The 26,507-nt window shown below is 67.2% G+C and carries 15 protein-coding genes and 1 pseudogene; 10 read left to right on the top strand and 6 right to left on the bottom strand.

What is annotated here, in order from left to right; translation table 11 throughout:
* Positions 1-211: 211 nt before the first annotated feature.
* The 3 genes from E6J58_02515 to E6J58_02505 all read left to right on the top strand — a co-directional run bounded on the left by E6J58_02515 (position 212) and on the right by E6J58_02505 (position 3,369).
* Complete coding sequence (locus E6J58_02515) at positions 212-1,429, top strand: hypothetical protein (GenBank protein TMB41841.1); 1,218 nt, start codon at positions 212-214, stop codon at positions 1,427-1,429.
* A 120-nt stretch (positions 1,430-1,549) separates the two neighbouring features.
* Entirely contained in the window at positions 1,550-2,440 is an 891-nt protein-coding gene (locus E6J58_02510) for a methyltransferase (GenBank protein ID TMB41840.1), read from the top strand.
* A gap of 44 nt (positions 2,441-2,484) precedes the next feature.
* Positions 2,485-3,369: an iron-containing redox enzyme family protein gene (locus tag E6J58_02505; protein TMB41839.1), complete on the top strand. Its 885-nt coding sequence runs from the start codon at positions 2,485-2,487 to the stop codon at positions 3,367-3,369.
* On the opposite strand, the gene E6J58_02500 is transcribed toward E6J58_02505, so the two are convergent.
* Entirely contained in the window at positions 3,325-4,611 is a 1,287-nt protein-coding gene (locus E6J58_02500) for a phosphoribosylamine--glycine ligase (GenBank protein TMB41838.1), read from the bottom strand. The two genes, E6J58_02505 and E6J58_02500, sit on opposite strands and share 45 nt — an antisense overlap.
* An 82-nt stretch (positions 4,612-4,693) precedes the next feature.
* On the opposite strand from E6J58_02500, the gene E6J58_02495 reads away from it, so the two are divergent.
* The 3 genes from E6J58_02495 to E6J58_02485 all read left to right on the top strand — a co-directional run bounded on the left by E6J58_02495 (position 4,694) and on the right by E6J58_02485 (position 8,720).
* Positions 4,694-6,874, top strand: coding sequence for a M13 family metallopeptidase (locus E6J58_02495; protein ID TMB41837.1), 2,181 nt, complete (start codon positions 4,694-4,696; stop codon positions 6,872-6,874).
* 146 nt (positions 6,875-7,020) lie between these two features.
* Entirely contained in the window at positions 7,021-7,938 is a 918-nt protein-coding gene (locus E6J58_02490; GenBank protein TMB41836.1) for a carbohydrate-binding protein, read from the top strand.
* A gap of 152 nt (positions 7,939-8,090) precedes the next feature.
* A complete protein-coding gene (locus E6J58_02485) occupies positions 8,091-8,720 on the top strand; it encodes an alpha-ketoglutarate-dependent dioxygenase AlkB (protein ID TMB41835.1) in 630 nt (209 codons plus the stop codon).
* Here the strand turns inward: E6J58_02485 and E6J58_02480 are convergent.
* The 4 genes from E6J58_02480 to E6J58_02465 form a co-directional block, all read right to left on the bottom strand.
* The gene (locus tag E6J58_02480; GenBank protein TMB41834.1) at positions 8,689-9,327 is read right to left on the bottom strand and encodes a TonB family protein; all 639 of its coding nucleotides are present in this window, start codon (positions 9,325-9,327) and stop codon (positions 8,689-8,691) included. The two genes, E6J58_02485 and E6J58_02480, sit on opposite strands and share 32 nt — an antisense overlap.
* A 66-nt stretch (positions 9,328-9,393) precedes the next feature.
* Positions 9,394-11,145 (bottom strand): DUF885 domain-containing protein, encoded by a 1,752-nt coding sequence (locus E6J58_02475; GenBank protein ID TMB41833.1) that lies wholly within the window; start codon positions 11,143-11,145, stop codon positions 9,394-9,396.
* A 48-nt stretch (positions 11,146-11,193) separates the two neighbouring features.
* The gene (locus tag E6J58_02470; protein ID TMB41832.1) at positions 11,194-12,894 is read right to left on the bottom strand and encodes a CAP domain-containing protein; all 1,701 of its coding nucleotides are present in this window, start codon (positions 12,892-12,894) and stop codon (positions 11,194-11,196) included.
* Positions 12,895-12,978: 84 nt separating this feature from the next.
* On the bottom strand, positions 12,979-13,698 hold the full coding sequence (locus E6J58_02465) for an energy transducer TonB (protein ID TMB41831.1): 720 nt from the start codon (positions 13,696-13,698) through the stop codon (positions 12,979-12,981).
* A gap of 359 nt (positions 13,699-14,057) precedes the next feature.
* Between E6J58_02465 and E6J58_02460 the strand changes: the two genes are divergently transcribed.
* Complete coding sequence (locus E6J58_02460; GenBank protein TMB41830.1) at positions 14,058-17,144, top strand: TonB-dependent receptor; 3,087 nt, start codon at positions 14,058-14,060, stop codon at positions 17,142-17,144.
* 99 nt (positions 17,145-17,243) lie between these two features.
* Positions 17,244-20,444 (top strand): tetratricopeptide repeat protein, encoded by a 3,201-nt coding sequence (locus E6J58_02455; protein ID TMB41829.1) that lies wholly within the window; start codon positions 17,244-17,246, stop codon positions 20,442-20,444.
* 4 nt (positions 20,445-20,448) lie between these two features.
* On the opposite strand, the gene E6J58_02450 is transcribed toward E6J58_02455, so the two are convergent.
* On the bottom strand, positions 20,449-20,880 hold the full coding sequence (locus tag E6J58_02450) for a hypothetical protein (protein TMB41828.1): 432 nt from the start codon (positions 20,878-20,880) through the stop codon (positions 20,449-20,451).
* 215 nt (positions 20,881-21,095) lie between these two features.
* On the opposite strand from E6J58_02450, the gene E6J58_02445 reads away from it, so the two are divergent.
* Together E6J58_02445 and E6J58_02440 are read left to right on the top strand one after the other, a co-directional pair.
* Positions 21,096-24,119, top strand: a complete 3,024-nt coding sequence (locus tag E6J58_02445) for a spermidine synthase (GenBank protein TMB41827.1) — start codon at positions 21,096-21,098, stop codon at positions 24,117-24,119.
* 5 nt (positions 24,120-24,124) lie between these two features.
* Positions 24,125-26,507: pseudogene (locus E6J58_02440) on the top strand (glycoside hydrolase).

Below are 26,507 nucleotides of genomic sequence, written 5' to 3'. Positions count from 1 at the left end.
TTTCAAGGGGGATCCAACGGCGGCCGGTGCGTTCACGTCGTGCCCCACCCCATCGAGCACGTCTGCGAATGCGATTCCGCACGGCTTCTTCACCGCCTGGACGCCGGGCGCGACGTCGCAAACCTCGCAGGCGCAGTCGGATGCTGCGGGGTTCCTGGTCGATCCCACGACACTTCCTCCGTCGCTTCGGACGTTCTAGCGAGGTCACGACATGCGCTACCTGATCGCAGCCCTGCTCCTCGCTCCCGCCGCCGCGTTCGCCGGCGGGTATGCAATCCCCAACGAGAACGCACGCGATCTCGCCCTGTCGCAGTCCACCGTCGCCGCTCAGAATGGTCCGGAAGCGGCGCACACCAACCCCTCTGCCCTCGCCGGGCAGCAGGGATTGGCGGTGACCGCAAATCTCGAGATGCTCTACAACGTCACGACCTGGAGCGCCCCCTCGCTCGGGCAGGCCACGCTGCAGCCGAAGGCGAACTACCCGCCCGAGCTGGCCGCTTCGTACGGGAACACGCTTCCGAACGGCATGCCCTACGGCGTGGGCCTTGCGTTCTTGGTGCCGGGCGGCGGCTCGCTGAAGTGGCCCACCGGTTGGGTCGGCGCGGGGCGCATCCAGGACGTCGATCAGCGGGTGTGGCTGACCGAGGTCGCCGCCGCCATCCAGCCTCATCCGCTGGCGAAGTTCGGCGCCAGCTTTCTCTATTACCGCGTACAGGAGACGCTCTCGCAGCAGGTGCTCAGCTCGGGGACGACCGCCACGCTCGCCATGTCGGGCGGCGCGGCCAGCTACGGACTGTCCGGCGAGTTCCACGCCCCGGCTGACATTCCGCTCACCGTAGCCATCGCCTATCGGCACCAGGCGCCCATGGAGCTCTCCGGCCACGCCCACTTCGCCGACGTCCCACCGAGCTTCGCCACCTCTCTGCCCGACCAGGCCGCGACGGAGAAGGTCACGGTGCCCAATGACCTCTATGTGGGCGCTGCGTACGACGTGATTCCGAACCTGAAGGTGATGGGGAACTGGAACCTCGAGCGCTGGCGCGTGTACCCGACCGACACGTTCGTCGGAGACAAAGGCCTCGTGATCACCGTCCCCCGCGACTACCGCAATGCCTGGGTCTTCCGCTTCGGCGCCGAGTACTCCAAGCCGGACTTCCTCCCCGCGCTCACGCTGCGCGCCGGATTTTTGCGGAGCATCTCGAAACAGCCCAGGGACACCATTTCCCCGACGCTGACGGACGCGAACAGCTGGGCGGTGTCGGTCGGGGCGGGCTACGAGTTCATCCCCAACCTGCGCGCGGACCTCGGCTACCAGTTCGCCTTCTTCGACACCGTGACCGCGGAGGGAGCCACCGCTTTCCCTGGCTCCTACGACACCCACGTCCACCTGCTCTCGCTCGGCGTCTCGTACCGGTTCCCGAATCTCTGAGCAGCCTGGACTCGCCCCGGGGCGAGTTGAGTGGTGAACAGTTCAACTCGCCCCGGGACGAGTTTGACGGCCGCGAGCTGTCCGTCCTTCCCTCCGCCAGGCGGGGCTATGCTTGCGCCGATGCTGCCGATGGCGAAGCTCGGTCGCGCACTGCGCGAAACGGGGTATTCGTTCATCACGCCTACGCCCGCGACCCATCGTCGGGTCGTCGCGCGCGCGGAGCGAGCGCGGACGCTGCGCGACGTTTTCGGGTGGAGCCGGCCGTTTTCTCCAGATTTCCTGGCCCCGCCGTTGCTGCCGCTTCTCGAGGCAGCGTGTGCCCTCGAACGCGATGGGCCGCTGCTGCGCAGCACAGTGCGCTTCTCCTCCCTGGGCCCGCTCCTCCTCGCCCACTCCGCGTTCCCGACCACCGCTCCGGACGCAGTGTTCTTCGGGCCCGATACGTACCGATTCGCGTCGTTCCTCGCGGCGCGCGCCCCGCCGCGCATCGGATCCCTGGCGGACGTCGGATGTGGCACCGGAGCGGGCGGTCTGCTGCTCGCCTCGCGTGCCGCATCCGTCCAGCTCCTCGACGTGAACGACAAGGCGCTCGAATTTGCCCGCGCCAACTGTGAGCTGAACGACGTGGCTGCCCGCATCACCCGCAGCGACGTTCTCGCGGCCGCCGCCGATCCGCTCGAGCTCGTGATCGCAAATCCGCCGTATCTCAGCGACGACTCGGGTCGCACGTATCGCGACGGCGGCGGCACTCTCGGCACTGGCCTCTCGGTGCGAATCGTCCGGGAGGCACTCGATCGCCTGCGCCCGGGCGGTCGCCTGCTCCTCTACACCGCGACGCCGGTGATCGAGGGCCAGCATGTGCTGTGGGCACAGCTCGCCCCCCTGCTGCGCGGCATCCGGCACGAATATGCGGAGCTCGACCCCGACGTCTTCGGGGAAGAGCTCGAGCGTCCCGCGTACGCCGACGTCGAACGCATCGCCGTGGTCGGGCTGGACGCCGTGAAAACGTAGTATCCGATGCAACGCCGGCGTCCGGGACGCATCGTGAGTGGAGCATGGACCCTACACAGCTCCATCCCGCCCTGATGCAATTCGCCCGCGACCGCCTGGAGCCGCGCCTCCCGGATCGAATCGGTGACTCCGAGGACGCCCCACGCCTGCGGGCACTGGAGGCCCGGTTCGTCGAGGAAGAGCGCGCAGCGGTGCAGCCGCTGGCCCGCCGCGTGCCCCGCGACGCGGACGCATTCGTCCGCTGGTTCGACGAGCTGCTCGATAGCGGTCCGGGGCAGGGTGACCCGCTCTTTCCCTGGCTCGCCGGGAGCGCGACGCTCGCACAGATGAAGTGGTTCCTCGCCCAGGAGATCGCGGGCGAGGCCGGATTCGACGACCTCGTCGCGCTGACGCAGATCAAGATGCCGGTGCAGGCCAAGCTCGAGCTTGCCCGCAACTTCTGGGACGAGATGGGGCGCGGCCGGGCAGTGGCGATGCACGGCCCGCTGCTCTCCGATCTGGCGCGGGCCATGGACGTGCACGCCGATCCGGAGAAGACCGTCTGGGAGTCGCTCGCGCTCGCGAACCTCATGGTGGCGCTCGCGCTCGACCGCCGATATGCGTACCACTCCATCGGCGCGCTCGGCGCCGTCGAGCTGACCGCTCCGGGGCGCGTCGCGCAAGTAGACCGCGGCCTTGCGCGGCTGGGCATCCCGCGGGCTGCACGCCGGTATTTCACGCTGCATGCCACCCTCGACCTGAAGCACAGCGAGGCCTGGAACCGGGAAGTGCTGCGTCCGCTCGTCGCGCTGGAGCCTCGCGCGGCGCAGGCCATCGCGGAAGGAGCGCTGATGCGTTTGCGCGCCGGAGAGCGCTGCTTCGAGCGCTATCGCCGGGAGCTGCGGTCAGAGCCAGCCGAGCTGGCGGAGAACGTCGCCGTCGGACCGTAGGAAGCGCTCTCCGATGTCCGTGCGGTACCGCACGTTCGGCAGATGCACGGCGTCGGCGAGTGCGTAGGCCGCGCGCTGCGCCTGCTCCACGGTCGAGCCGCGGCCGGTGACGACCATCGCGTACCCGGAGGGACCGCTGGTCACCAGACGGCCTCGCTCGAGCATCAGCTCGCCGTAGTGCAGATGGTTCTCCTCGGTGGCGCTGAGCGCCCGCTTGAAGATGACCGGCTGTCCGCCGGCAGGCACCGTCGCTTGCGGATAGGGAAACGGGGGGACGGTGAGCACGACGCCCACGGCGAAGCCCCCTTCAGCGCGGAAGCCGCGTGGGCGCGATCGATCCAGCATCGCGAGCAGGATGTCGTCCCAGCCATCCACGTGAAGGCCGTCGAGAATGGCGAAACCGGGATAGCCGAACCGGCAGGTCAGCTCGAGCGGCCACACTCCGCTCTCGTTCACGATCGTGTTCAGGTTGATGTAGCCCTGATAGCCGCCTTCGCGCAGCAGCGGTGCGAGCCGGCCGAGCGACGCGGCCATGAATCGGCCCGCGCCCTGGTAGGTGACGAGCGTTCCCATCTCGCCGGTCAGCTCGCCGAGATCGCCGTTGAAGAACCGCTTGTGCTCCCAATCGAGGCAGGCGGGTTCCAGGAACGCCTTTCCGTCGAAATAGGCGCCCACGCCCATCTCCACGCCTGCCACGTGCTCCATCAGGACGAACGACGGACCCTCCGCCCAGGCCCACTGCCCGCGCTGCAGCTCGAGAAACGCGATTACGTCGGCGCCGTCGGGCAACTCGCCGACGTAATTGCGCGTCGAGGAAAAGCTGCCGTTCAGCTTGAACACGTACCGCCCTGGACGTCTGCGGACGAAGTCCGCGCCTGCCTGGAACGCATCGAAGCCGTGCACCGCCGCAGTGCGCAGTCCGGCATCGCGGAGCGCCTGCTGGCCGAAGGCGCGATCGTTCTCCAGCCGCTCGCCGACGGCGCCTCCGCCGATGACGCGGAATCCCTGGCGGCGCAAGTCCTCCTGCTCGGCACCGAGCTCCGCCTGCTCGAAGATGATCAGCCCGTCGCGTCCGACCCAGCCGAGCTCCTGCCGCCAGTCCTCGGTCCGCTCGACGATGCCGGCCATGACCCGATGGCATTGGACGTCGGAGACGAAGACCCGGACCTCGTGGCCGCGCGCGATCAGGCGCCGATAGAGATCGCCGAGGTCGTTGGACTCGCCGATTCCAAGGACTCTCACACGAGGACAAATACCCGATCGAAACGCTGCACGCTTCGCGAAGCCCCGGGTACGATGCGCGCCCCGACCTCCCGAGGGCCTCATGCGAACCGTCGCTGCCGCGCTCTTCTGTTTCCTTCTTTGCTGCAGATCCGGTCCCGATGCGAGGCCGCCCGAGCCTCCGCCGGCAGCTGCTGTTCCGGCCTCGCCCGCGAACCCGCCGGCGACCCAGGTGACCGGCGCTCAGCCCACGGTGCCGAACGCCGCTGGCCAGCCCACGGCGAGCCCGGCGCCGGCAGCGCCGGAGCGGCCCTCCGCCGCCGCGGCGCCGCAGGCCCCCGCCCCGGGGATCGACCTCTCCGCGCTCGACCGCGGGGTGAACCCCTGCGAGGACTTCTACAAGTTCGCCTGCGGAAGCTGGCTCGCGCGGACGCCCATCCCCGAAGACCGCCCGCGCTGGGGCCGCGCCTTCAGCGAGGTGCTCGAGCGCAACGAGGCGCGACTGCGCGACATCCTCGAGCAGAACGCCCGCGGAGAGCCAGACCCGGCGAATCCCTTCGCGCAGAAGGTCGGCGATTTCTACGCCACCTGCATGGACGAGCAGAAGGCGGAGACGGCCTCCTTCGCCACGCTGCAGAAGGAGCTGCAAGCCATCGACCAGATCAACGACTCCCGCGCCCTGGCGCGCCGGGTCGGTGACCTCCACCGGGCCGGAGCGCGGGCGTTCTTCGGCTTCGGCTCGCGGCAGGATGCCAAGGATGCGACGCAGGTGATCGGCGGCGTCGACCAGGGCGGTCTCGGCCTCCCGGACCGCGACTACTACTTCCGGACCGACAAGAAGTCGCAGGAGCTGCGGGCCCTCTACGTCGACCACGTGGGCCGGATGCTCTCGATGGCGGGCGACGCGGAGGCCCCCGAGCACGCGCAGCGCATCTTCCAGCTGGAAACCGCGCTGGCCAAGGCCTCGATCGATCGGGTCGCGCGGCGCGATCCCAACAAGATGTACCACCGCCTCGACCGCAGCGGCCTGCTCACCACCGCCCCGCACTTCGAATGGAACGACTATTTCGCGACCGTCGGAGCGCCGGATGTCCAGGCGATCAACGTCACCGTTCCCGACTTCTTCCGCGCCGTCGACGGACTGCTCGCGCGCGGGAATCTCGACGACGTGCGCGTCTATTTGAAGTGGCGCGCGATCGAGGGGGCGGCGGACTCGCTCGGCGCCAGGTTCGTGGACGACCGCTTCCGCTACAACCGGGCGCTCACCGGCGAGAAGGTGCTCCTCCCCCGCTGGAAGCGTTGTGTGCAGATGACGGACCGCGCGCTGGGCGAAGCCCTGGGTCGCACCTTCGTCACCACCACCGTCGGCGCCGAGGGCAAGGCAATGGCCAAGGAGATGATCGTCAACATCGAGAAGGCGTTCGAAGCCAACCTCGCCACGGTGGAGTGGATGGACAAGGCGGCCAAGAAGGCTTCGCTCTACAAGCTGCACAAGATCGACAACAAGGTCGCCTATCCGGAGAAGTGGCGCGACTACACGAAGCTCGCCATCGGCCGCGACTCGCTCCTCGAGAACGTGCTCAACGCCGCGCGCTTCGAGACGGCGCGCGATCTCGCCAAGATCGGCAAGCCGGTCGACCGCGGCGAATGGCGGATGACGCCGCCGACGGTGAACGCGTACTACAGCGCATCGCTCAACGAGATGGTGTTTCCCGCCGGCATCATGCAGCTGCCCTTCTTCTCGCCAGAGGCGCCGGTGCCTTCGAACTACGGTGGGCTGGGAATGGTGATGGGCCACGAGCTGACGCATGGCTTCGACGACCAGGGGCGCAAGTTCGACGGAGACGGCAACCTGCGCGAGTGGTGGTCGTCGCGCGTCGCCAAGGCCTACGAGGAGCGGGCTTCCTGCGTGGCGAAACAGTATGACGGGTACATCGCCGTCGACGACGTCCACCTCAACGGCCGCCTCACCCTGGGCGAGAACATCGGCGACATCGGCGGGCTGAAGATGATGATCGCGGCGCTGCGCGCGAAGCGAGAGGATCAAGCACCGACCAACGCCGGCGGTTTCAACGACGAGCAGCAGGCGTTCATCGCCTTCGCGCAGGTCTGGTGCACGAACTACCGTCCCGAAGCGGCGCGCACGCAGGCGCTGACGAACCCGCACTCGACGGCGCAGTGGCGCGTCAACGGACCGGTCTCCGACAATCCAGACTTCGCTAACGCCTTCAAGTGCGCTGCGGGGTCTTCGATGGCGCCCGTGAACCGCTGTACGGTCTGGTAGGAGGTCGCCCGACCTCCGAGCAGATGTGGAACCGCCGGCTCGGTTGGCCGGTGGGAAGAGAACTCTCCGTGCCGCGCGTTGAGAGCCTGCCAGGCCGCCCTGCGGGGTGGCTTGCGCACGAGCACCTACACGGAAAGGACTCTTCAATGCGCTTGCTCGCGCTTCCCGTACTCGTCGTGGCTGTTGCCTCATCCGCGTCGGCAAACGTTCTCTGGCGCGGCGACTACGAGACCGGCGATCTTTCGCAGTGGGCCGGAGTGGAAGGACTCACCAGCCGCCTGACCATCGTCCAGTCTCCAGTCCGGCAGGGGAAGTACGCGCTGAGGACCGAGCTCCACCAGGGCGACTTCGCCAACAGCGGCACCCGCAACGAAGTCGAGAACTCGTCGGCGCAGTACAACGAAGTGGAAGGAAACGACAAGTGGTACGCGTGGAGCACGATGTTCGCGAGCGACTTTCCGGCGCCGAACACCTGGCAGGTCTTCACCCAATGGCACCACAGTGGTCTCACCGGGTCGCCGCCGCTCGAGTTCGACGTCCTGGGCGAAACCATCCAGCTTGCCCACAACGGCGGCACCATTCTCTGGCGCACGCCGCTCGTCCGCGGCGTCTGGCATGACTTCGTCGTGCACGTGTTCTGGTCGTCGACGAACGGCTACGTGGATCTCTACTACGACGGCACGAAGGTGCTCGACCATCAGGCAACCCCGACGCTGAACTCCGGCCAGTACACGTATCTGAAGCAGGGCCTCTACCGCGACGCGAGCATTGCCGACGTGGGCGTCGTCTACCACGACGGCATGGTGATGGGGACGACGCTCGCCGACGTCGCGCCGGCTCTCGCCAATCCGCCGCCCGCCCCCGATGCGGGGACTCCGGAGCTTCCGGCGCCGGACGCCGGGACCAACAGTCCGGTGACGCCTTCGCCCGACGCTGGAGTTTCGCTCAAGTCCTCGTCGGTCTACATGCTTCCGGGCGGCTGCAGCCACATTTCGCCAGGCTCGGTCGCCGTGCTCGGACTCTTCGCCGGCGCACTGCTCGTCCTGCGCCGCCGGCGGGATTGATCCGGATCGACGGCGGTCAGGGCTGCGGCGGTGCTGGCGATGAGGCGGTTCATCGGACTTCTCCTTGTGTGAGGACCAGACCGCCGCCGCCCCAACCGGGCAACACACCCGCGCAGGCGCGGAGCGGACAACGGAGTTAGACTTGAACGGGCGTGCAGGCCTTCTTCACCTTCGACGGCGGCGAGCCCTGGTTCGACCCGGACTTCAGTGGTGTCATCCGCACCTGGCTCGATCCCGAGTGCTGGATTGACTTGGTCCCGGGATGGGTGCGCGGCTCGGATGCGCTGTTCCGCGAGGTGCTCGAGTCCCGCGACTGGGGACAGCGGACGCGGCGCATGTTCGATCATCGCGTCCGCGAGCCGCGCCTGACCGCGCCGTGGAACCTGCGCTCCGGCGTCCCGCTGCGTCCGGAGATCCTCGATCGCGTGCGTCTGACGCTCTCGGCCCGCTATGGAGTCGCGTTCGACTCGGCGGGCTTCAACTTCTACCGGGACGGCCAGGACAGCGTGGCCTGGCACGGCGACCGCATCCGCAGGGAGATCGAAGAACCCGTCGTTGCACTTCTTTCGCTGGGAGAACCGCGCAAGTTCCTGCTGCGGCCCAAAGGCGGCGGCAAGTCGCAGGCGCTCCATCTCGGGTGCGGCGACCTGCTGGTCACCGGCGGCAAGACGCAGCGCGACTGGGACCATTCGGTCCCGAAGGTGGCGCAGGCGGGGCCCCGCATCAGCATCGCCTACCGGTACGGCCTGGCTATCGGGAAGGCAGCTTCAGACGAATATTGAACGTGTAGTACACGTCGACAGGCTTCCCGTGCGCGGCTGCCGGCTTGTACTTGCGCCGCTCCAGCGCACCGATCACCGCCGTATTCATGAACGGGAGGCCCTTGACCACCTTGCACGTCCGGACCTGGCCTTCCGCGGTGACCACGCAGCGGACCTGCATGCTGCCCTCGACGCCACGCTCGATCGCCTCGGGCGTGTACTCGGGCGCAGGGCCGGAGATCATCTCGGGCGCGGTCATCTGCTCCTCGAACTCTACGGCCTTCTCCAGGATCGCCGCCGGCGTCGGCACCGGCGCGACGGAGATCCGGACCCGGACCTTGCCACCCTTGATTGCCAGCGTCTCCGGCGCATAGGGCTCGAAGCCGTCGCGGCGGACGGCGAGCGAATACGTCCCCGCCGGCAGCCAGGTGATCTCGAACGCGCCCGACTCGTCCGTGATCGCGCTCTGCTCGCCGACCAGGGACGGACTTCGCGCGATCACCACCGCTTCGCTGACGGGCGCCTGCGTATCGGCGTCGACCACCACGCCGGTGAGCACGGCCATGGGCGTCTGCGCGGCCATGGCCGTACCGATCGACAAGACGAACGCCAGCGCTGCGCGGCGCATCGGTTTCCTCCGTGACCCGCCGCGAAAAAGAGTACCCGGAGCCCCCGGGCCCCTCCAAGGTTTACGTCATTGCAGTTGCGCGAGCACCGCGCGCTTCATGAGATCGGGCGGCAACAGACCCTGCGCGAGGATGGTGTCGTGAAAAGTGAGCGGGTCGAAACGCGAGCCGACCTGTTTCTCCGCAGCGTCCCGCACTTCCAGAAGCCGCAGGTACCCGTAGTAGTACGCCGTGGCCTGCGCCGGCGAGCGGAACGTGTACCGGTCGACCTCGGAGGTCGCGAACGCAGGCGACAGTCCGACCTCCTTCATCAGGAACTGCCGCGCCGAGTCCGGCGTCCACTTCCCCATCTGCAACTCCGGATCGACGAAGGCGCGCGCCGCCCGCTGGAGCCGGAGCTGCAGCGAGACGAGCTTGCCGTCGTCGGGCATGTACGGAAGCGTGATGGCTTCCGCATACAGTCCCCATCCCTCGACGTTGACGCTGTTGAAGGCGAAGATCGCGCGAGCCAGCGAGACGCCGCGCTCGACCATGCTGGCGAACTGCAGCTCGTGGCCGGGCCGCGCCTCGTGCGCGGTGAGCGTCCAGGCGGCGGCATCGTAGTTGAAGTCGTCGTACTTCTGCTCGACCTTCCCCGGCACCGAGAGCGGGAGGACGAACTCCCCCTGCTCGCCGGTGTTGCCGATCAAGCGCGGAGGAGACATGTGCGGAGCGGGCTGCTGCGCGTTCTCCGCCGGCGTGCCGAGGCGGATGCGCGCCGGCCGCGCCGGCAGGGTGACCAGGTGGTGCTGGCGGATGATCTCCTCGATGCGAGCGAGACGCTTCTTGTAGAACTCGAGCAGCTGGTCGTCCGGGATCTGGGTCTTCTTCAGCTCCTTGATGACCTCGCGGTAATCGCCGCTGACCAGCCCGCGCTGCTGCGCGACGCGCGCGGCCACCTTCTGCATCTCCGCCTGGATCTGCTCGAACCCGCGGTGCGCGCGCTGCGCCAGCTCCTCGCCGGGAATGTCCACGCCGACCTGCTGGAGCTGGAACTCGTAGAGCTCGCGCGGCAGGCGGAAGTCCTCCCGCGCCTTCGGCAGCACCTCGCTGCGGACGAAGCTCAGGTAATCCTCGAGCTGCCGGTGCAGCGTCGTCACCGGTTGCTCGGCGCCGGCGATCCGGTATTCGGCGAAGAGCTTGTCGATGCCGTCGATGAGGAACTGCGAGGTATTGAGATCGTTCTCCACTTCGATCCGGCTGGGCGGCAGGAGCCCCTTGCGGAAGCCCTCGCGCGTCTCGGCCTCGGCGAGCTCCACCACCGGACGGTATCCCTGCTCGATGCCGGCGTACTTGCGCACGCGCGCGAGCGCGGCCGGACGACGCTCCGGCGCGACCTGCGGGTCGAGCAGCCCTCGCACGCTGCCGAACACCAGCCGCGGCACGTTCGCGTACGGCACCTCGAGCTTCTCCTGGAGCTCGGAGCCGTTGAGCTGCCGCTCTGCGGCATCGACGAGGATGGCCAGGTCCTGCACGACGTTCACGTCCCGCTCGCCGCCGCGCCGGCCTTCCAGCGTGGAGACCGCCTCGCGCAGCGCCTGCCGCAGGCGCTCCCGATGTCCGGGCGTGAAGTCGGAGATCCGCTCGTCGATCCCGACCACGCCGGTGCGGGCGGCGAGCTCGGGCGTGAACCGCGCGCGCACGTCCAGCAAAACCTGCGCGTTCCGATTGCTGCGCTCGATCCAGTCCCCGTTTGCCGAACGCTGCGCAGCGGGGGGAGGGGCAGGAGCGGCGTGCGAGCAACCGAGGAACAGGACCGTTGCGGCAATGTGCCAGCGCATGGGCGGCGCAGTGTACGCGCCCACGCCGGCTGCGCAAACCCGGCCCGCCTACTTCTTTTTGACCGGCTGGCGGGCGGCGGCCGGCGCCTTTCCCGACTGCCTCTTGCCCAGCAGGATCACGACGTAGGTGGAGTTCTTGCCGAATTGCGGCGAGGTCCCGACACCGACGCCGACGCCGACGAGCTTCGCGTCTCCGACGATGCCGGGCTCCTCTGCGAAATCGAGCGGATCAGACTTTACGCCCCCCAGCTCGTTGACGGTGGCGAACTTCTTGTAGAGCGGCGCCTCGATCTCGGCGACCTTCTCCTTCGCCACCTTGCCCTTGTCCTTCGCCATCTGGCTCGCGTACGCCTGCGCGATCTGCTCGAGCTCTGGATCTTTCGTGACCGCGCCGGCGCGGGCGTCGGTACGCCTGCGCGAGATGGCCTTGTAGAGGTTCGCCTTCACCTCGTCCGCGTTTGGCGGTGGCACCTGCTTGAGGAAAAGCTCACTGACGACGACCGTCGGACGCTGATCCACCGGCGGGCCCGGCGCGACACCGATCCCGAAATGTGTCATTTCGGAGTTCATCGCATTCGCGCGATCCTGCGGGCTGTTCGACAACCGCGTGTAGGCGTCTTCGGCGCTCAACGCCTGCGCCTCGCTGACCAGGATGGTCGGCGCGGAGATGTCCATCTCCTGCAGCCGGCGCGTCAGCTCGTTGGAGGTGATGCCCTTTCCCTTGGCGCGATCGTCGGAGATGCTGCGCGCCACCTTTGCAAGATCGGTGTCGACCTCCAGCCGTTGAAGGCCTGCCGATGCGCGCTCGGCGTTGATCATGTCTGCGAGCTGTTTCTCAACGGCGGCGGGGTCGGACGTGGCCGCCTCCTTGCCGCCTGGTTTGGGAAGGGCGGCCGCGACCGGGAGGTCCGTCCCGCAGCCGACAGGGAAGCTCGCAAGCGCGGCGTTGGCCCCTTCGTGCTCCGCGGTCACCGACACGATGATCCGTCCCGGTCGGTCGCCGCACTTGAGCTGGGCAGTGAACGACTTCTCGGATGTCGGCTCCGCGCGCTCGAGCTTGCCCACCGCGTCGGTGTACTGCACCTTCGGATTGACGAGATTGCCGAGCAGCTTTCCGGACAACGTCGCCGTTTGTCCGGCGTTGAGCTTGCGGGGGATCGGCTGGATCTCCAGGCTCTGGTCCTGCATCACAAGCGCGATCTTGCTGACCCCTTTCTTGATGCGCTGGATGACGAATCCGTAGCGTGGAACCTGCGCCGTGGAAGCGAAGCTGCGGATGGGCTCTGCCACCATGGCGGCCACGTCCTTTTCCGACGCTCCTTCGACGCGGCCCCTTGACCCCTCCGCCCCCTCTGCCGTGTTGACGTCCTTGATGACGACCCGACGGACCGGCTGAGGCAGGCCGAAATCACTGGAGATGACGGCCAGCACGCTGTCCGGTGGCACGTCGGATCCGGTTCCTTCCCAGCCGAGCAGGGTATCCGCGATCGCGCAGAGTCGGCCTTCCGGCTTCGCGACGGCGCCAATGGCATCGGCGACCAGCTCGTTGACGCCGCGCTCGGGGCAGGTCAGCGATGGATCCGGACCATAGCTCGCCGCCGGTGCGCGGCCCGGCTTGAAGGCGCCGTTCTCGATCACGCCGGGCGACCTGCGATTCGCGGCCATTCCCCCGGCGCACCCGGCTACGAGCAGAGATGCCACCGCGACCGGCGTCACGGCGGCGAGGAGGACTCGAACTCGTGGTGTCATGCGCTCCTCGGTGCTGGACGGCAGGGAGCCCTGCTGCACCGATCCGAGCTCCTGCCCCCGAAATGCTCCCGCGGCGGATTCGACCTACCGCGGGAGTGTGAGCTTGACCTTGAAGGTGTAGTCGACCTCGATGGGCTGTCCCCGCAACAACGCCGGCGAATACCTCCGATGCTCGAGGGCATCGACGACGGCGCGGTCCATGAACGGCAGGCTCTTGAGGACCCGACAGCCACGCACCACTCCTTGCGTGCTGACCACGCACTTCACGATCATCATTCCCTCGACTTCGCGCTCCAGGGCCTGCGACGTGTACTGCGGATCGGGCCCGGACACCTTTTGCGGCGGCGTCATCGTGTCATTGAACTCGACGGGGCCACTTCCGATCTGGCCTCCGATCTGGCCGCCTACGACCCCACCTACCACCCCGCCGACGACGCCTCCCTCGACGCCCCCTTCGACACCTTCGTCCTCCTCGGGCTCTTCCGGCATCTCGGGCGGCTTCTCCTCGACCTTGGGGATTTCCCTCGGCTGGATGACGGTGGTGGGAGGCACCTTGGGCCTGATCCGCTCTGTTCGCGGCGTCTTCGGTTTCCGGCTGGCGGGGGGCGGCGGCGGCGGAGGAGGCGGGGGAGGGGGTGGCCGGAAGGCGACCGGAACCTCGACTGCAGCCGTTTTGGGCATGTGCGCCCTTGCGTAGGCCAAGCCGAAGGCGGCGGCGACCACGGCGCCGTGCAACAGAATCGAAACGGCCATCGAGGTACCCGCGCGCCTCTTTGCCCGCGGTGCGGTGATCGTGTCGAACATGTGCACCTTGTCGATTCGAACCAGGGGACAGCGAAGGGCGTGGACACTTAAACAACAGCTCTGCCATTGTCAACGGCGGAGGCCGCCTCCGGATCTGACGATGTGCGCCCCACGTCAAAGTACGGGAAGGGCGAGATGACGCCGCGAAGGCTATTTGCAGTGCGGTCGGAATTCCCACCGCTTGACGATCGAGGGCCAATCGTGCAGTCTGCGCGCGGCGTTGGCCCACGAGGCACGGAGAGAGCGCGATCGTCCGGATCTTGCGGTCCGCCGCGCTGAAACGCGTGACCGAGGAACCAAATCCAGCAGCTTCGCAACCCCCCCCTGGAGAATTTGGCACACAACAACAGGAGCTGAACATGCAACGGAAGTACACGGTGCTTCGGCTGGTCCTCCTGGCGTCCATCTCCCTTGCAGGTTCGGCGATGGCGCAACAGCAGCCGCCGGCCGACCAAACCACACCAAATCAAGCCACACCGGATCAGGCGGCCCCTGTCGCGGCTCCGCCTTCTGCCACGACTTCCCCTGACGCTACCCCTGGACCCGATACGGGTAGGAAGTCGGCGCAGGAAGAGATCGTCGTGACCGGCTCCCGCGTCCGGCGCAAGGATCTCACCACCCCCGCTCCCGTCACCGTCATCAGCCGCGAGCAGATCGCGACCAGTAGCCAGCCGACCATCGGTTCCTTCCTGCAGCAGCTGCCGGAGCAGGGTGGCGCGCTGAACACCAACGTCAACAACGGGGGCGACGGCTCGACGCAAATCAACCTGCGCGATCTCGGCTCACAGCGCACGCTGGTGCTGGTCGATGGCAAGAGGATGGTCGCCAGCGGCGTCGGGAGCGGGTCGGCGCCCGTCGTCGACCTGAACTCGATTCCGACGGCGGCGGTAGAGCGGGTTGAAATCCTCAAGGACGGCGGCTCGGCGGTTTACGGCTCGGATGCCATCGCTGGAGTCGTCAACATCATCACCCGAAAGCGCATGGACGGCGTCGAATTGAATGCGTACAGCGGCGTCTCGCAGCCGTGGGGCGATGCCCGGGTGTACGACATCAATGCGCTGGCGGGCGCCCAGAGCGAGAAGGGCAGCTTCATGTTCGGCGCGGGATACTACGACCAGAAGTCATTCTTCGCCGGCAACCGGGGTTGGGCGGCAAATGCGTTGAGCTGGGACTTCCCAACTGCCAAGGAGGGAAAGAGCGGAAGCCCGACGACGCCGAAGGTGCGTGTCAACGCCCTCGATCCGTCGACTTGCAGCGGCGTCAGCCCGCTGTGCGCGTCGCTGCTGAGCACGTTCGGAGCAGGCAAGAAGAACTTCATCTTCGACCCCGCCCACTCGAAGGCTGGCGCCCTGTATGCGCAGGACTGGCGCGTTCGCGACGCGAACCTCGACTTCTATAACTACCAGTCGGTCAACTACCTGGTGACGCCGTCGGAGCGCATCTCGCTGTTCGGCAACGGCGAGTACCGGCTCGCGGATTTCGCGCGCACGTACTTGCAGGCGACCTACGTCCAGCGGACAGCCAGCTACCTGATCGCGCCCGAGCCGTTCTCAACGGTGAACGCCGGTGTCAAACTCGACAAGGACAACCCGTTCAACCCGTTCAAAGTCGACCTCCCTAGCGTTCAGCGCCGTCTGACCGACCTTCCGGGCCGTAGCACCGCCTACGACGCGTCTACCTACCGCGTCGTCCTTGGAACCGACGGCACGGTCGGCAGCGTCGCCGGGCCGCTCAGCGGGTGGTTCTGGGACACGTCCGTCAACTACGGGCGCACGTATGCCACGAGCACCAACTACGGTTTCCTCAACACGCAGAAGACCGCTCCCGGACTTGGGCCGGGTATGACCGACGCGACGGGCGCTCACTGCACCGATACGACCGGAGCCGTGATCCCGGACTGCATACCCGTCAACCTGCTGGGGCCGCCGGGCACCATCACTCCCGACATGGCCAACCAACTCGGAGCGTACGCCGGCACGAATAGTACCCTCTGGCAGCTCTTCACCGTCGGAGCGAGCCTGAGCGGAGAGCTATTCAGCGTCGCGGCAGACCGTCCGGCCGCTCTGGCGCTCGGATATGAGTTCCGCAAGGAGTTCGGCTATTTCCAGTACAACCCAATCCTCGCCGCCGGCTGGGACAGCGATACGGGGTCTCCGGGGCCCGCGGACACGAGGGGCGGCTTCCACGTCAACGAAGGGTTCGCGGAGTTGGTGGTGCCGGTGATCAACCACGCGCCGCTTGCGGAGAACGTCGAGGTCACGGGGGCCGTGCGTGGCTTCAACTACAACACCTTCGGCTCTGACTACACGTACAAGTTGGGCGCCCGCTATAGTCCGATTCGGGACGTCACGTTGCGTGCCACGTACTCGACGGCCTTCCGGGCTCCGAACATCCTCGAGTTGTACCAGGGATTGGCGGCCGGCAACTTCGAGTCGTCGAACGACCCGTGTGCCAATACCCACGGCGATGTGGGCCTGGCCACGCGCTGCAACGGGGCGCCTGGAGCCGCGGGCGGCGCTGGAACGGCGAACAATGGCGTGACCGTCGCCCAGATCAACTCGGCCAACGGCGGTACGGCGACGTTGCAGCCGGAGAAGGCCAAGATCGGCACGATCGGATTGGTCTTTGAGCCTCAGATGGTGAGGGGCTTCACGCTGACTACTGACTTCTGGCGGATCTCCATGCGGCAGTTGATCGGCAACTACGGCACGCAGTTCATCCTCAACAAGTGCTACGGGGCGGCCGGCTTCACGCAGGATCTGTCCTTCTGCAACCTGGTCACGCGCGAGGACAGCACCAAGGAGGTGAGCAAGGTCATCGACGCGAACGTGAACATCGGAGAGCAGTTGACCACCGGCATCGACCTCGGCGCGCAGTATTCGCTGCCCACCGACGTCGGCCGGTTCCTGTTCCGGTTCAACGGCACGTATCTCATCAAGAATGACTATACGGGCCCGGGCGGCATCTACATCAAGGGCGCCGGCAATTACGACGGCCAAGGTGTCGTGTCGGCGTCGGGTTCCACGAACTTCAACCCACGCGTGAAGTTCAACACGGGCGTGAACTACTTCCTGGGTGGGTTCTCGGCGGGTCTCCTCGCGCGCTTCATCGGGCCGCTCACCGAGTGCGCTCCCGACGGTGGATTGGTCAATGGCTCCAACACGGGTCCGGGGTTCTGCTACCAGAACAAGGATCGCTCCGGTGTGGACGAGAACGGCCGGCAGATGCCATATCCCGAGCACAACGTGAGTGCCAACTGGACGTGGGATGCGCTGGCGTCCTACCGGCTGACGTCGCCGGCCGGTGTCTCGACGCTTGCGCTTGGCGTGCGGAACCTGGCCAACCAGCGTCCGCCGCGGCTGTACAACGCGTTCCTCTCCTACGCGGACCCGGACTACGACTTCGTGGGCCGGTACATCTACGGCCGCGTCGAGCACAGGTTCTAAGGGAGAAGCGCCTCTGTAGAGAGTAAGAGGGCCGGGCCCGAATGGGTCCGGCCCTCGTCTTTCGTCCACCCGCGCCGCTCCTTCCGGTAGACTTGCAGCATGGGGAGGACTCGCCGTCTCCGCGCGATCTACGGATTGTTCCTTGTCTCTGGCGCTGCGGGACTCATTTACGAGGTGGTCTGGGCGCGGCTGTTGAAGGAAGTCTTCGGAGTCACCGCCTACGCAGTTGCCACCGTCCTGGCGGCGTATCTCGGCGGATTGGCGCTCGGGGCATGGCTCCTGGGGAGCCGCGTGGATCGCCAGACCCATCCCCTGCGTTTCTACGGCTTCCTCGAGCTCGGCATCGCTGCAACCGCCCTTCTCGGTGCGTTGCTCTTGCGCTTCCTCGAACCGCTCCACGATGCAGCCGCGATCCGCCTTTCCCCAGGGTCGCCCATGCTGCTGCTGATCCGCGTGCTGCTCGCGTCGCTGGTGGTGTTGCCTCCCACGTTCCTGATGGGTGGCACCTTGCCCGCGGTGACGCGTGCCGTCGTCGCCGACTTGAGAAACGTGGGACGCGATCTGAGTCTGCTCTACGCGCTGAATACCGGCGGCGCAGTCGCGGGCACCCTCGTCGCGGGCTTCGTGCTCATCCGCGCCCTCGGCGTGCATCCGACCTTGTGGCTCGCGGCTGCCGCGAACGTCCTGGTCGGCGCGGCAGCCCTCGCCCTCGCAGCACGCGCCGAGCCGGACGTTCCCGCAAGCGAAGAGCGCGCGTCGTCAGGTCATGGCGAGAATGCAGGTCTGCTCGTGGCCGTGGCCCTGTCGGGAGTGGTGACGCTGGCGCTGGAAGTGATCTGGACTCGACTGCTGATCCTGATTGTGGGCAGCTCCACACACGCTTTTGTGACCATGCTCGCGGCTTTCCTCGTCGGGATCGCGCTGGGGAGCGCGATCATGCGACGCGTGATCGCTCGCATCAGGGAGCCACGCCGCGCCTTTGGTTGGGTGCAGGCCGGCATCGCGGGGTCGACACTCGCGACCATCCCACTCATGAACGCGCTGGTGATCCAGACGCAACAATGGATGTTCGCTTTGGAGGCGCGTTGGGTCGCGCTCAGCCTCGCCCGATTCGGGATTGCATTTCTCATCATGCTGGTCCCCACGATCCTGATCGGCATGGTCTTTCCGCTCGCGGGCAGCTTGCGCGTGCGCGGTGTCCGCTCGGCGGGTGGCGACCTCGGCGAGCTCTACGGGGCGCTCACACTCGGCAACATCGCGGGGGCGATACTGGCGGCTTTCGTGCTGCTCCCGCTTGCGGGCATGCAACGCGGCATCGTGCTGACGAGCACCGCTTCGGTTTTGGCGGCGGCATGGGCTTTCTTTCCGTCGCGCGGGAAGCAGCTTGTCGGGTTGCGCACGGCGCCCGCGCTCGCCGCCGCGCTGCTCTGGGCGGGCCTGCTCGTCTCCTGGCATCCGAGGCCGTTTGTCAGCATCGAAGAGGGCCCGGCCGATCCCGTCCGCTTCTACGAGGAGGGCCTGGTCTCCACCGTGAAGGTGATCCAGCGCGCCGCCGACGCGCGCCAGTTGGTCATGCTGGTGGACGGCGTGCGCATCGGGCAGAGCGGCGCGGGAATCGACAATAAACAGCAGGTGCTGGCGCACTTGCCTTTCCTGCTGCGCCCAGGGCGGCCGCCCACCCGGGTGCTCACCATCGGGCTGGGAACGGGCATCGTGACCGGAGAGGTGACGCGCCATCCGGGCGTGGAGGAGATCGACTCCGTCGAGCTCTCATCCTCTGTCATCGAGGGCGCGAAGCAGTTCGCCCCGTACAACGGTGACGTCCTGCACAATCCGAAGGTACGCGTGATCGAGGATGACGGGATCAATTTCCTCAAGCGCACCCCGCGGCGCTACGACGCGATCATCTCGGACGGCAAGTCGCGGCTCGGTCAGGCGGGGAACGCGCTCTTCTACGCGAGGGACTACTACCAGAGCGCGCGACGCCACCTCCTTCCTGCCGGCCTGATGATCCAGTGGATGCCGCTCGAGGAAGTCGCCGAGGACCTGCGCACCATCGTGCGGACCTTCATGGGCGTCTTTCCCTGCGCGTACCTCTTCGTCGCACACGACTCGTACTTCCTGGTGGGAATGGAGGAGCCGTTGGCGCTCGAGGTCGCCGAGCTGCAGCGCGAGCTGGACGCTCCGGCCGTCGCTGACCTGCGTCGCTACGGGTGGCGTGACGCGGAGGAGATCTCGAGCCTGCTGGTCGCCGACAACGAATCGGCAAACGGGTGGCTCGCGAAAGAGGATACCGTGAACTCGCTCGAGCACCCGGTGCTGGAGTTCTACTCCCCGCGTGCTCTGGCGCTGCCCGCCGCCACCCGGCGCGCGGAGAACGCAGCCGCGGTCCTTGCAACCCGAGAGACAGCTTTGCGCAGCGTTCGCCTCCGGGGAGGGGACCTGCGGTCCTTTCAGAACAGCGGACGCGCTCTGGAGTATGTACTCTCGGCGCTGGTGCTGATCGGTCGCGACTATCCGGCCTCGTCGGGCGATGCCCGGGCGCTTCTGGAGAAGGCTGCCGCACATGCCATACCGGGCGGAGTGATTCGCTCCTGGGTGGCGGCTTCCCTCGTCGGGTTGGGCGCGGACATGGAGGAACGCGGCGCGCTGGAACAGGCGTTCGCGCTGTACCGCTCTGCGGTGGATGCGTGGCCCGAGAGCCTCAACGCTCATCTCGAACTCGGCAGGCTGTGGGCGATGCAGGGCCAATTTCGCGAGGCGGCTGGCGAGTTCAGGAAGGCGCTCGACCTGAATCGGGACTCCGGCGCCGCTCATCGTTCTCTGGGGAAGATCTTCCGTGACGTTGGCGATCTGAATCAAGCCATCGCCTCCTATCGCGAGGCCTTGCGCATCGCGCCCGACGATGCCGAGACGCACGTCGATCTGGGCCAGTCTCTGGCGTTGGCCGGCCGGCCCGACGATGCGCTCAGGGAATTCGCCGAAGCAATGCGGCTGAAACCGCGCTGGCCCATCCCGATGGCGTCCGCGGCCATGCTGCTGGCGACACACCCCGATGCGGCATCGCGCAATTCCAGCGAGGCGATCAAACTGGCGCGGCGTGCGGCCGACCTGACGTCAGGAAAGGATTCCGCTGTCCTCGAGATCCTCGCCGCATCCTACGCGGCGGCAGGCCGATTCGACGAGGCGGTAACGGCGGAGCGCAAGGCATTGGACATCTCCGCGAAGGCGGACCCGAAGCTTGCCGCGGAAATGGAGGCCGCGCTGGAACTTTATCGGCGCGGCCTCACACGCCGTTGACCCGTCAGGGCGCCACGCCTCCGCGACCACCGCCCGGAATGTTCCCCGCGGTGACCGCGGGCATCGCACGACGGGCGACAATCGTGAACTGCGGCCGGCTCAGCCAGTCCTGCGTCTGACGCCGGAGCTCGTCGGTTTCCGCCACGTAGCGGCACGTCCAGAGCGGAAGGTGGGAGCCAGTTGGCGTCTCGCGCTGGCACAGCATCTGGCCATCGCCACCCTTTCGCACGCGCAACCCCAGTTCCTGGTCGGTGGTGGCAAGGCCGGTCATTGCGTCGTAGTGGGTGGCCGCCACCACCACGTCACCCTGGACCGAGTGGCCGACAAACAGGCCCGAAGGGCCGTCCAACGTTCTCAGGGTATCTAATTGAGTTTCCCTATGCGAGCCCGCGCAACCCGCGACGACGACGCACAGCGCGGAGATCCTCGCGATCATGATGCCTCCGTGGTGCCGGTCCTGCATGCCCCGCAGGCGCACCATGCGCCTTGCGACCGGTCGTCTGCAAGCGGCGGGCGGTCGGACGGACGAGTATTTGATAGGGACCGTGCTTCTGACCCCGGATCTGTGTTCGAAAGGATGCCCCCGTACGCCGAGTAGTGGGTGCCGTCCGCGGACAACGATGGATGAGGCCGCCGTAGTAGGCTGCCTGGATGCGGAAGGATCGACGGCCCGTCAGGGCCTCCGGCACGGTGCCGCCGCCGCCCGCGCTCTCGGTGGTGCCCGGGATCGGACGAGAGCGCTCGACGATGGGGCGGACGATCCTCTACGGTCTCTTCGCGGCGTCCGGATTCGCCGGCCTCATCTACGAATCGATCTGGACGCATTACCTGAAGCTCTTCCTCGGACATGCCGCTTACGCGCAGACGCTCGTCGTGGCCATCTTCATGGGGGGGTTGGCGGTCGGATCGGCCCTCGCGGCGCACCTCGTGGGTCGCTGGCGTAACCTGCTCGTCGCGTATGCAGTGACCGAAGCTGCCGTTGCCGCGTGCGCTTTGGTCTTCCACGATCTTTTCGTGGTCGCAACGGGATGGGCGCACGATTCCGTCCTCCCGCGCTTCGCAGGGTTCAAGTGGGCGCTTTCCGCTGCGCTCATCCTCCCTCAATGCATTCTGCTGGGCATGACGTTCCCGTTGATGACCGGCGGAGTTCTGCGCTCGTATCCGGACCGGCCCGGCCGCTCGCTCTCCATGCTCTACTTCACGAACAGCCTGGGCGCGGCGGCAGGGGTCCTGGTGAGTGGCTTTGTGCTGGTGCCCGCGGCTGGGCTTGCCGGCACCGTTCGCTTCGCCGGCCTTCTCAACCTGGCCGTCGCCGGAGCGGTCTTCCTGCTCGCCCGCGCGGCGCCGCCCCTGCAAGCGCCGTTGCCGCCCGGCGGCGGACGCGATCGCAGGATCCGCTTCTTTCTCTCGATCGCGCTCCTCACGGGGGCCTCTTCTTTCATCTACGAGGTCACCTGGATCCGCATGCTCGCACTCGTACTTGGCGCGTCCACTCATGCGTTCGAGTTGATGCTGAGCGCCTTCATCCTCGGGCTCGCTCTCGGCGGATTGTGGATCCAGCGCCGCATCGATCGTCTCCAAGCGCCGGTTCGCACGCTGGCATTCCTGCAGATGGCGATGGGCCTTCTGGCGCTGTGCACGCTGCCGCTCTACGGCAAGACGTTCGACGTGATGCGATGGCTCATCACCAGTCTCGACCACACCGACAGCGGCTACCGATGGTTCGTCGTCGCGAGCAACGGGATCGCTCTCGCGATCATGCTGCCGGCAACCTTTTGCGCCGGTACCACGCTACCCCTCATCACCTTCCACCTCTTGAGGCGTGGCGGCGGCGAGTCAAGCATCGGCGCCGTCTACGCTGCCAACACTGTCGGTGCCATCGCTGGCGTCTTCTTCGCCGTTCATATCGGGCTGCCTCTGCTGGGCCTGAAGCCGCTGCTGGCGTTCGGCGCTGCGATCGACATCGCTCTCGGAATCGCGCTGCTGTGGACAGCCGCGGCGGGTTTGGCCCGCAAGAGGCTCTCGCTGGCATGGACGGCGGCCGGCGTGGCGACAGTCACGGTGGCAATGCTGTTCGTGAAGCTGGACCCGTACCGGATGGCGTCCGGGGTCTACCGCAGCGGGAACCTCCTCGAGGCGGGCCGCAACGACATCCTCTTCCATCGCGACGGCAAGACCGCGACGGTGGACGTAGTGCGACATCGTGAGACCAATCTCGTCGAGATCCTGACCAACGGGAAGAGCGATGCCGCAATCGCCGTCAAGCCCCGGCTCGATCCGTCGACTGACGAGCCGACGATGATTCTCATGGGTGCGCTGGCGATGGCGCTGCATCCCCAAGGGCGCACGGTCGCCTGCATCGGCTTCGGCTCGGGATTGACCACCCACACGCTGCTCGCGAATCCGGCGTTGGCGCGCGTGGACACCGTGGAGATCGAACGGGAGATGGTGCGCGGCGCGCAGAGCTTCCGCCCGCTCAATGAGCGCGCATTCAGCGACCCGCGCTCGCGGGTCGTGATCGACGACGCCAAGACCTACTTCTCCACGCGGCAAGAGAAATACGACGTGATCGTCTCCGAGCCGTCGAACCCGTGGGTGAGCGGCGTCGCCGGGCTCTTCTCCGACGAATTCTATCGGATCATGCGGCGCCATCTCGCCGATCGCGGCGTGTTCGCGCAGTGGTTGCAGCTCTACGAGATCGATGTTCCGCTGGTCGTCTCGGTGCTCAAGGCCCTCGAGGCAAACTTCTCCGACTACGTGGTCTACGCCAGCACCGGTTACGACGTGCTCATCTTCGCCGCGAACGGCGGCGCCATGCCATCGCTCGACCCCCGCGTGCTGATGAACCCGCAGCTCGCAGAGCCGTTGGCACGGATCGGCGTGCGGGGGATTCAGGATCTCGAGGCTCGGCTGGTCGGAACGCGGAAATCATGGGAAGGCCTCACCCGGACCATCGAGGTGCCGATGAACTCGGACTATGCCCCGTTCCTGGATCAGAACGCGGCGCGCGCTCTCTTCCTGCGGACGCGCGCGGGCATTCTGACGCTGTTCCAGAAGACTCCGTTCCCGGCGGTGGAGCTGCTGTCCGGATTGTCGCGGTCGAGGGGGATCACGACGATTTCGCCTGCGCCGACGTTCGAGAACGCGCGGCGCAGCGGGGAAGCGATGTACCTGTTCGAAGTGCTTCTCGAGCGCGTCGACCCCCGCAAGGTACGCTTCATCGCTTCGGATGACCTGCATGACGATGCCTGCAGTGTCGCAACCTGGCTCGAGGGCTGCGGCACGCCGCCGTTCCCGAGCCTGGCGCGGGTGCTGCAGCGCTCGCTCGCGGACTTGAGCGTGGACGAGGCTGACGCGATCTTCCGCTCCCTTCATTCCAGTCGCTGCGCGTTCTCGTTGAATCCCCTGGAACGCGATTGGCTCGACCTGCTCCATGCCGTCGGACGGCGCGATCCCGCTGGCATGATTGCCGGCGCGCGGCGGGTGCTCGTCGAACCACGCGCGTTGAGCGCGCCGGCAGTCCGCTACGCGGTCGCGGCGGGCATGCTGGGCGCGCTCGCGCAGGGTGATGTAGCGGGAGCCAGCGAGGTCTGGACGCGATACGGAAGTTCCATCGCCGTCGCCGACGATCTCCTGCTGCGCACGCTGGTCGCCCGGACCGGCATCGCGCAGTAGAGACAATTTCGCGATCGGCTGGTCAGGACGACGAGGCGCAAGTGATCTTCACTCTGATTCTGGTGGCGTCGCTGTTCTCCGAATTGCACTGGCGCCCGATCGGGCCCTTTCGCGGAGGGCGCACGAAGGCCGCTGCCGGCGTGCCGACGAGCCCGGGCGTCTTCTACGTGGGCGCGGTCAACGGCGGCGTCTGGCGGACGGTAGACTACGGCAGGACGTGGACGCCAATCTTCGACGATCAGCCGACGGGAAGCATCGGCGCCATCGCCGTCGCGCTTTCGAACCCGGACGTCATCTATGTGGGCAGCGGCGAAGGCCTGCAGCGGCCCGACTTGTCCACGGGAGACGGGGTCTACAGATCCGTCGACGGCGGGCGGAGCTGGAAGCACCTTGGCCTTCGGGAGGGCCAGCAGATTCCGCAGATCGCCGTCGATCCGAAGGATCCCAACCGCCTCTTCGTCGCCGTGCTCGGGCATCCATATGGTCCAAACGAGGAGCGCGGGATCTTCCGCTCCATCGACGGCGGAGAAACCTTCCAGCGCGTCCTCTACAAGGACGCGGACACCGGCGGCGCCGACGTGGTCATCGACCCCGCCAATCCTCGCGTCGTCTACGCGGCCCTCTGGGAGGCCCGGCAGGCGCCTTGGGAAAATGGCGAGTTCTCCGGACCGGGCAGCGGGCTGTACAAATCTGCCGACGGCGGCACGACCTGGAAGGCGCTGACCCGCGGGTTGCCGGACTTCGAGCGCGACGGCCTCGGACGGATCGGCCTCGGCATCGCGCCGTCGCGCTCCTCGCGCCTCTTCGCCACCGTCGCGACGAAGCAGGGTGGCTTTCTCTACCGCTCCGACGACGCCGGGGAGAGCTGGGCACGGATCTGCGACGATCCGCGCGTCGCCGAGCGCGCCGACGACTTCGCCCAGGTCAAGGTCGATCCGGTGAATCCGGACATCGTCTATACGGCGAGCGTCGTAACCTGGAAGTCCACCGACGGAGGCCGCTCGTTCACCGCCTTCCGCGGCGCGCCGGGCGGCGACGACTATCACCGCATCTGGATCGATCCGCTGCGGCCGGCGACGATGCTGCTCGCCAGCGACCAGGGCGCCGTGGTCACCGTGAACGGCGGCGCGACCTGGAGCAGCTGGTACAACCAGCCCACCGCGCAGATGTTCCACGTCAACGCCGACAACGCGTTTCCCTATCGCGTTTGCGGTGGTCAACAAGAAAGCGGCGCCGCCTGTGTTCTTTCCCGCGGTCCCGAAGGCGCAATCACGGTCCGCGACTGGCAGCCCACCGCCGTCGAGGAATACGGGTACGCGGTGCCGGATCCGCTCGATCCGGACGTCATCTACGGGGGAAGGATCACGCGCTGGGATCGCCGCACGCGGCAGGTCCAGGACATCTCGCCGGTGCCGCTGCGCAACGCGGGATACCGGGTCATCCGCACCCAGCCCATCGTCTTCTCGCCCACCGATCCGCGCACGCTCTTCTTCGCCTCGAACACCGTCTGGAAGACGCGGGACGGTGGCCGGAGCTGGCAGCAGATCAGCCCCGACCTGACGCGCAGGATGTGGGAGGCGCCGGCGAACGTCGGCAAGTATCGCGGCACCGATCCCGCGCGGCCCGAGCAGCGAGGCGTGGTGTACGCGCTGGCGCCTTCGCCCAGGGATGCCGCCGTCCTCTGGGCCGGCACCGACGACGGGCTGATCCACCGCACGCGCGACGGGGGAAAGACCTGGCAGGAGGTGACGCCGAAGCAGCTCGTTCCCTGGGCAAAAGTGAGCATCCTCGAGGCGGGCCACTTCGAGGCGGGGACGGCCTACGCCGCGATCAACACGCTGCGCCTCGACGATCTGCGCCCGCACATCCTGCGCACTCGCAATGGCGGCAGCGCCTGGCAGGAGATCGTCCGCGGCCTGCCTTGCTCTTCTGCGGAACGGAGCAGGCGGTCTACGTGAGCTTCAACGACGGCGACGACTGGCAGCCGCTGCGCCTGAACATGCCAGTGACGTCGATCCGCGATCTCGTCGTCAAAGGCGACGATCTGGTCGTCGCGACGCACGGCCGCGGGTTCTGGATCCTCGACGACATCCAGCCGCTGCGCGAAGTGACCGATGCGCTGGTCGGCGTCGACGTCCACCTCTTCGCGCCGCAGACCGCGCTGCGGATCCGCTGGAACACGAACAGCGACACGCCCATGCCGCCGGACGAGCCGAGGGGCGAGGACCCGCCCGACGGCGCGATCATCGACTACCTCCTCAAGGCCGGCTCCGAGGTGACGATCGAGATCCTCGATGGGGGCGGAAAGGTGGTGCGTCGCTTCTCCAGCGGCGATCGGACGGAGCCCGTTACCGACGACGGGAACGTGCCGCGCTGGTGGATCCGTCC

The sequence above is a fragment of the Deltaproteobacteria bacterium genome, from assembly GCA_005879535.1.
GTDB lineage: Bacteria > Myxococcota > Myxococcia > Myxococcales > 40CM-4-68-19 > 40CM-4-68-19.
The sequence above is the reverse complement of the archived record's forward strand: the minus strand, read 5'-3'. Positions and strand labels throughout refer to the sequence as shown.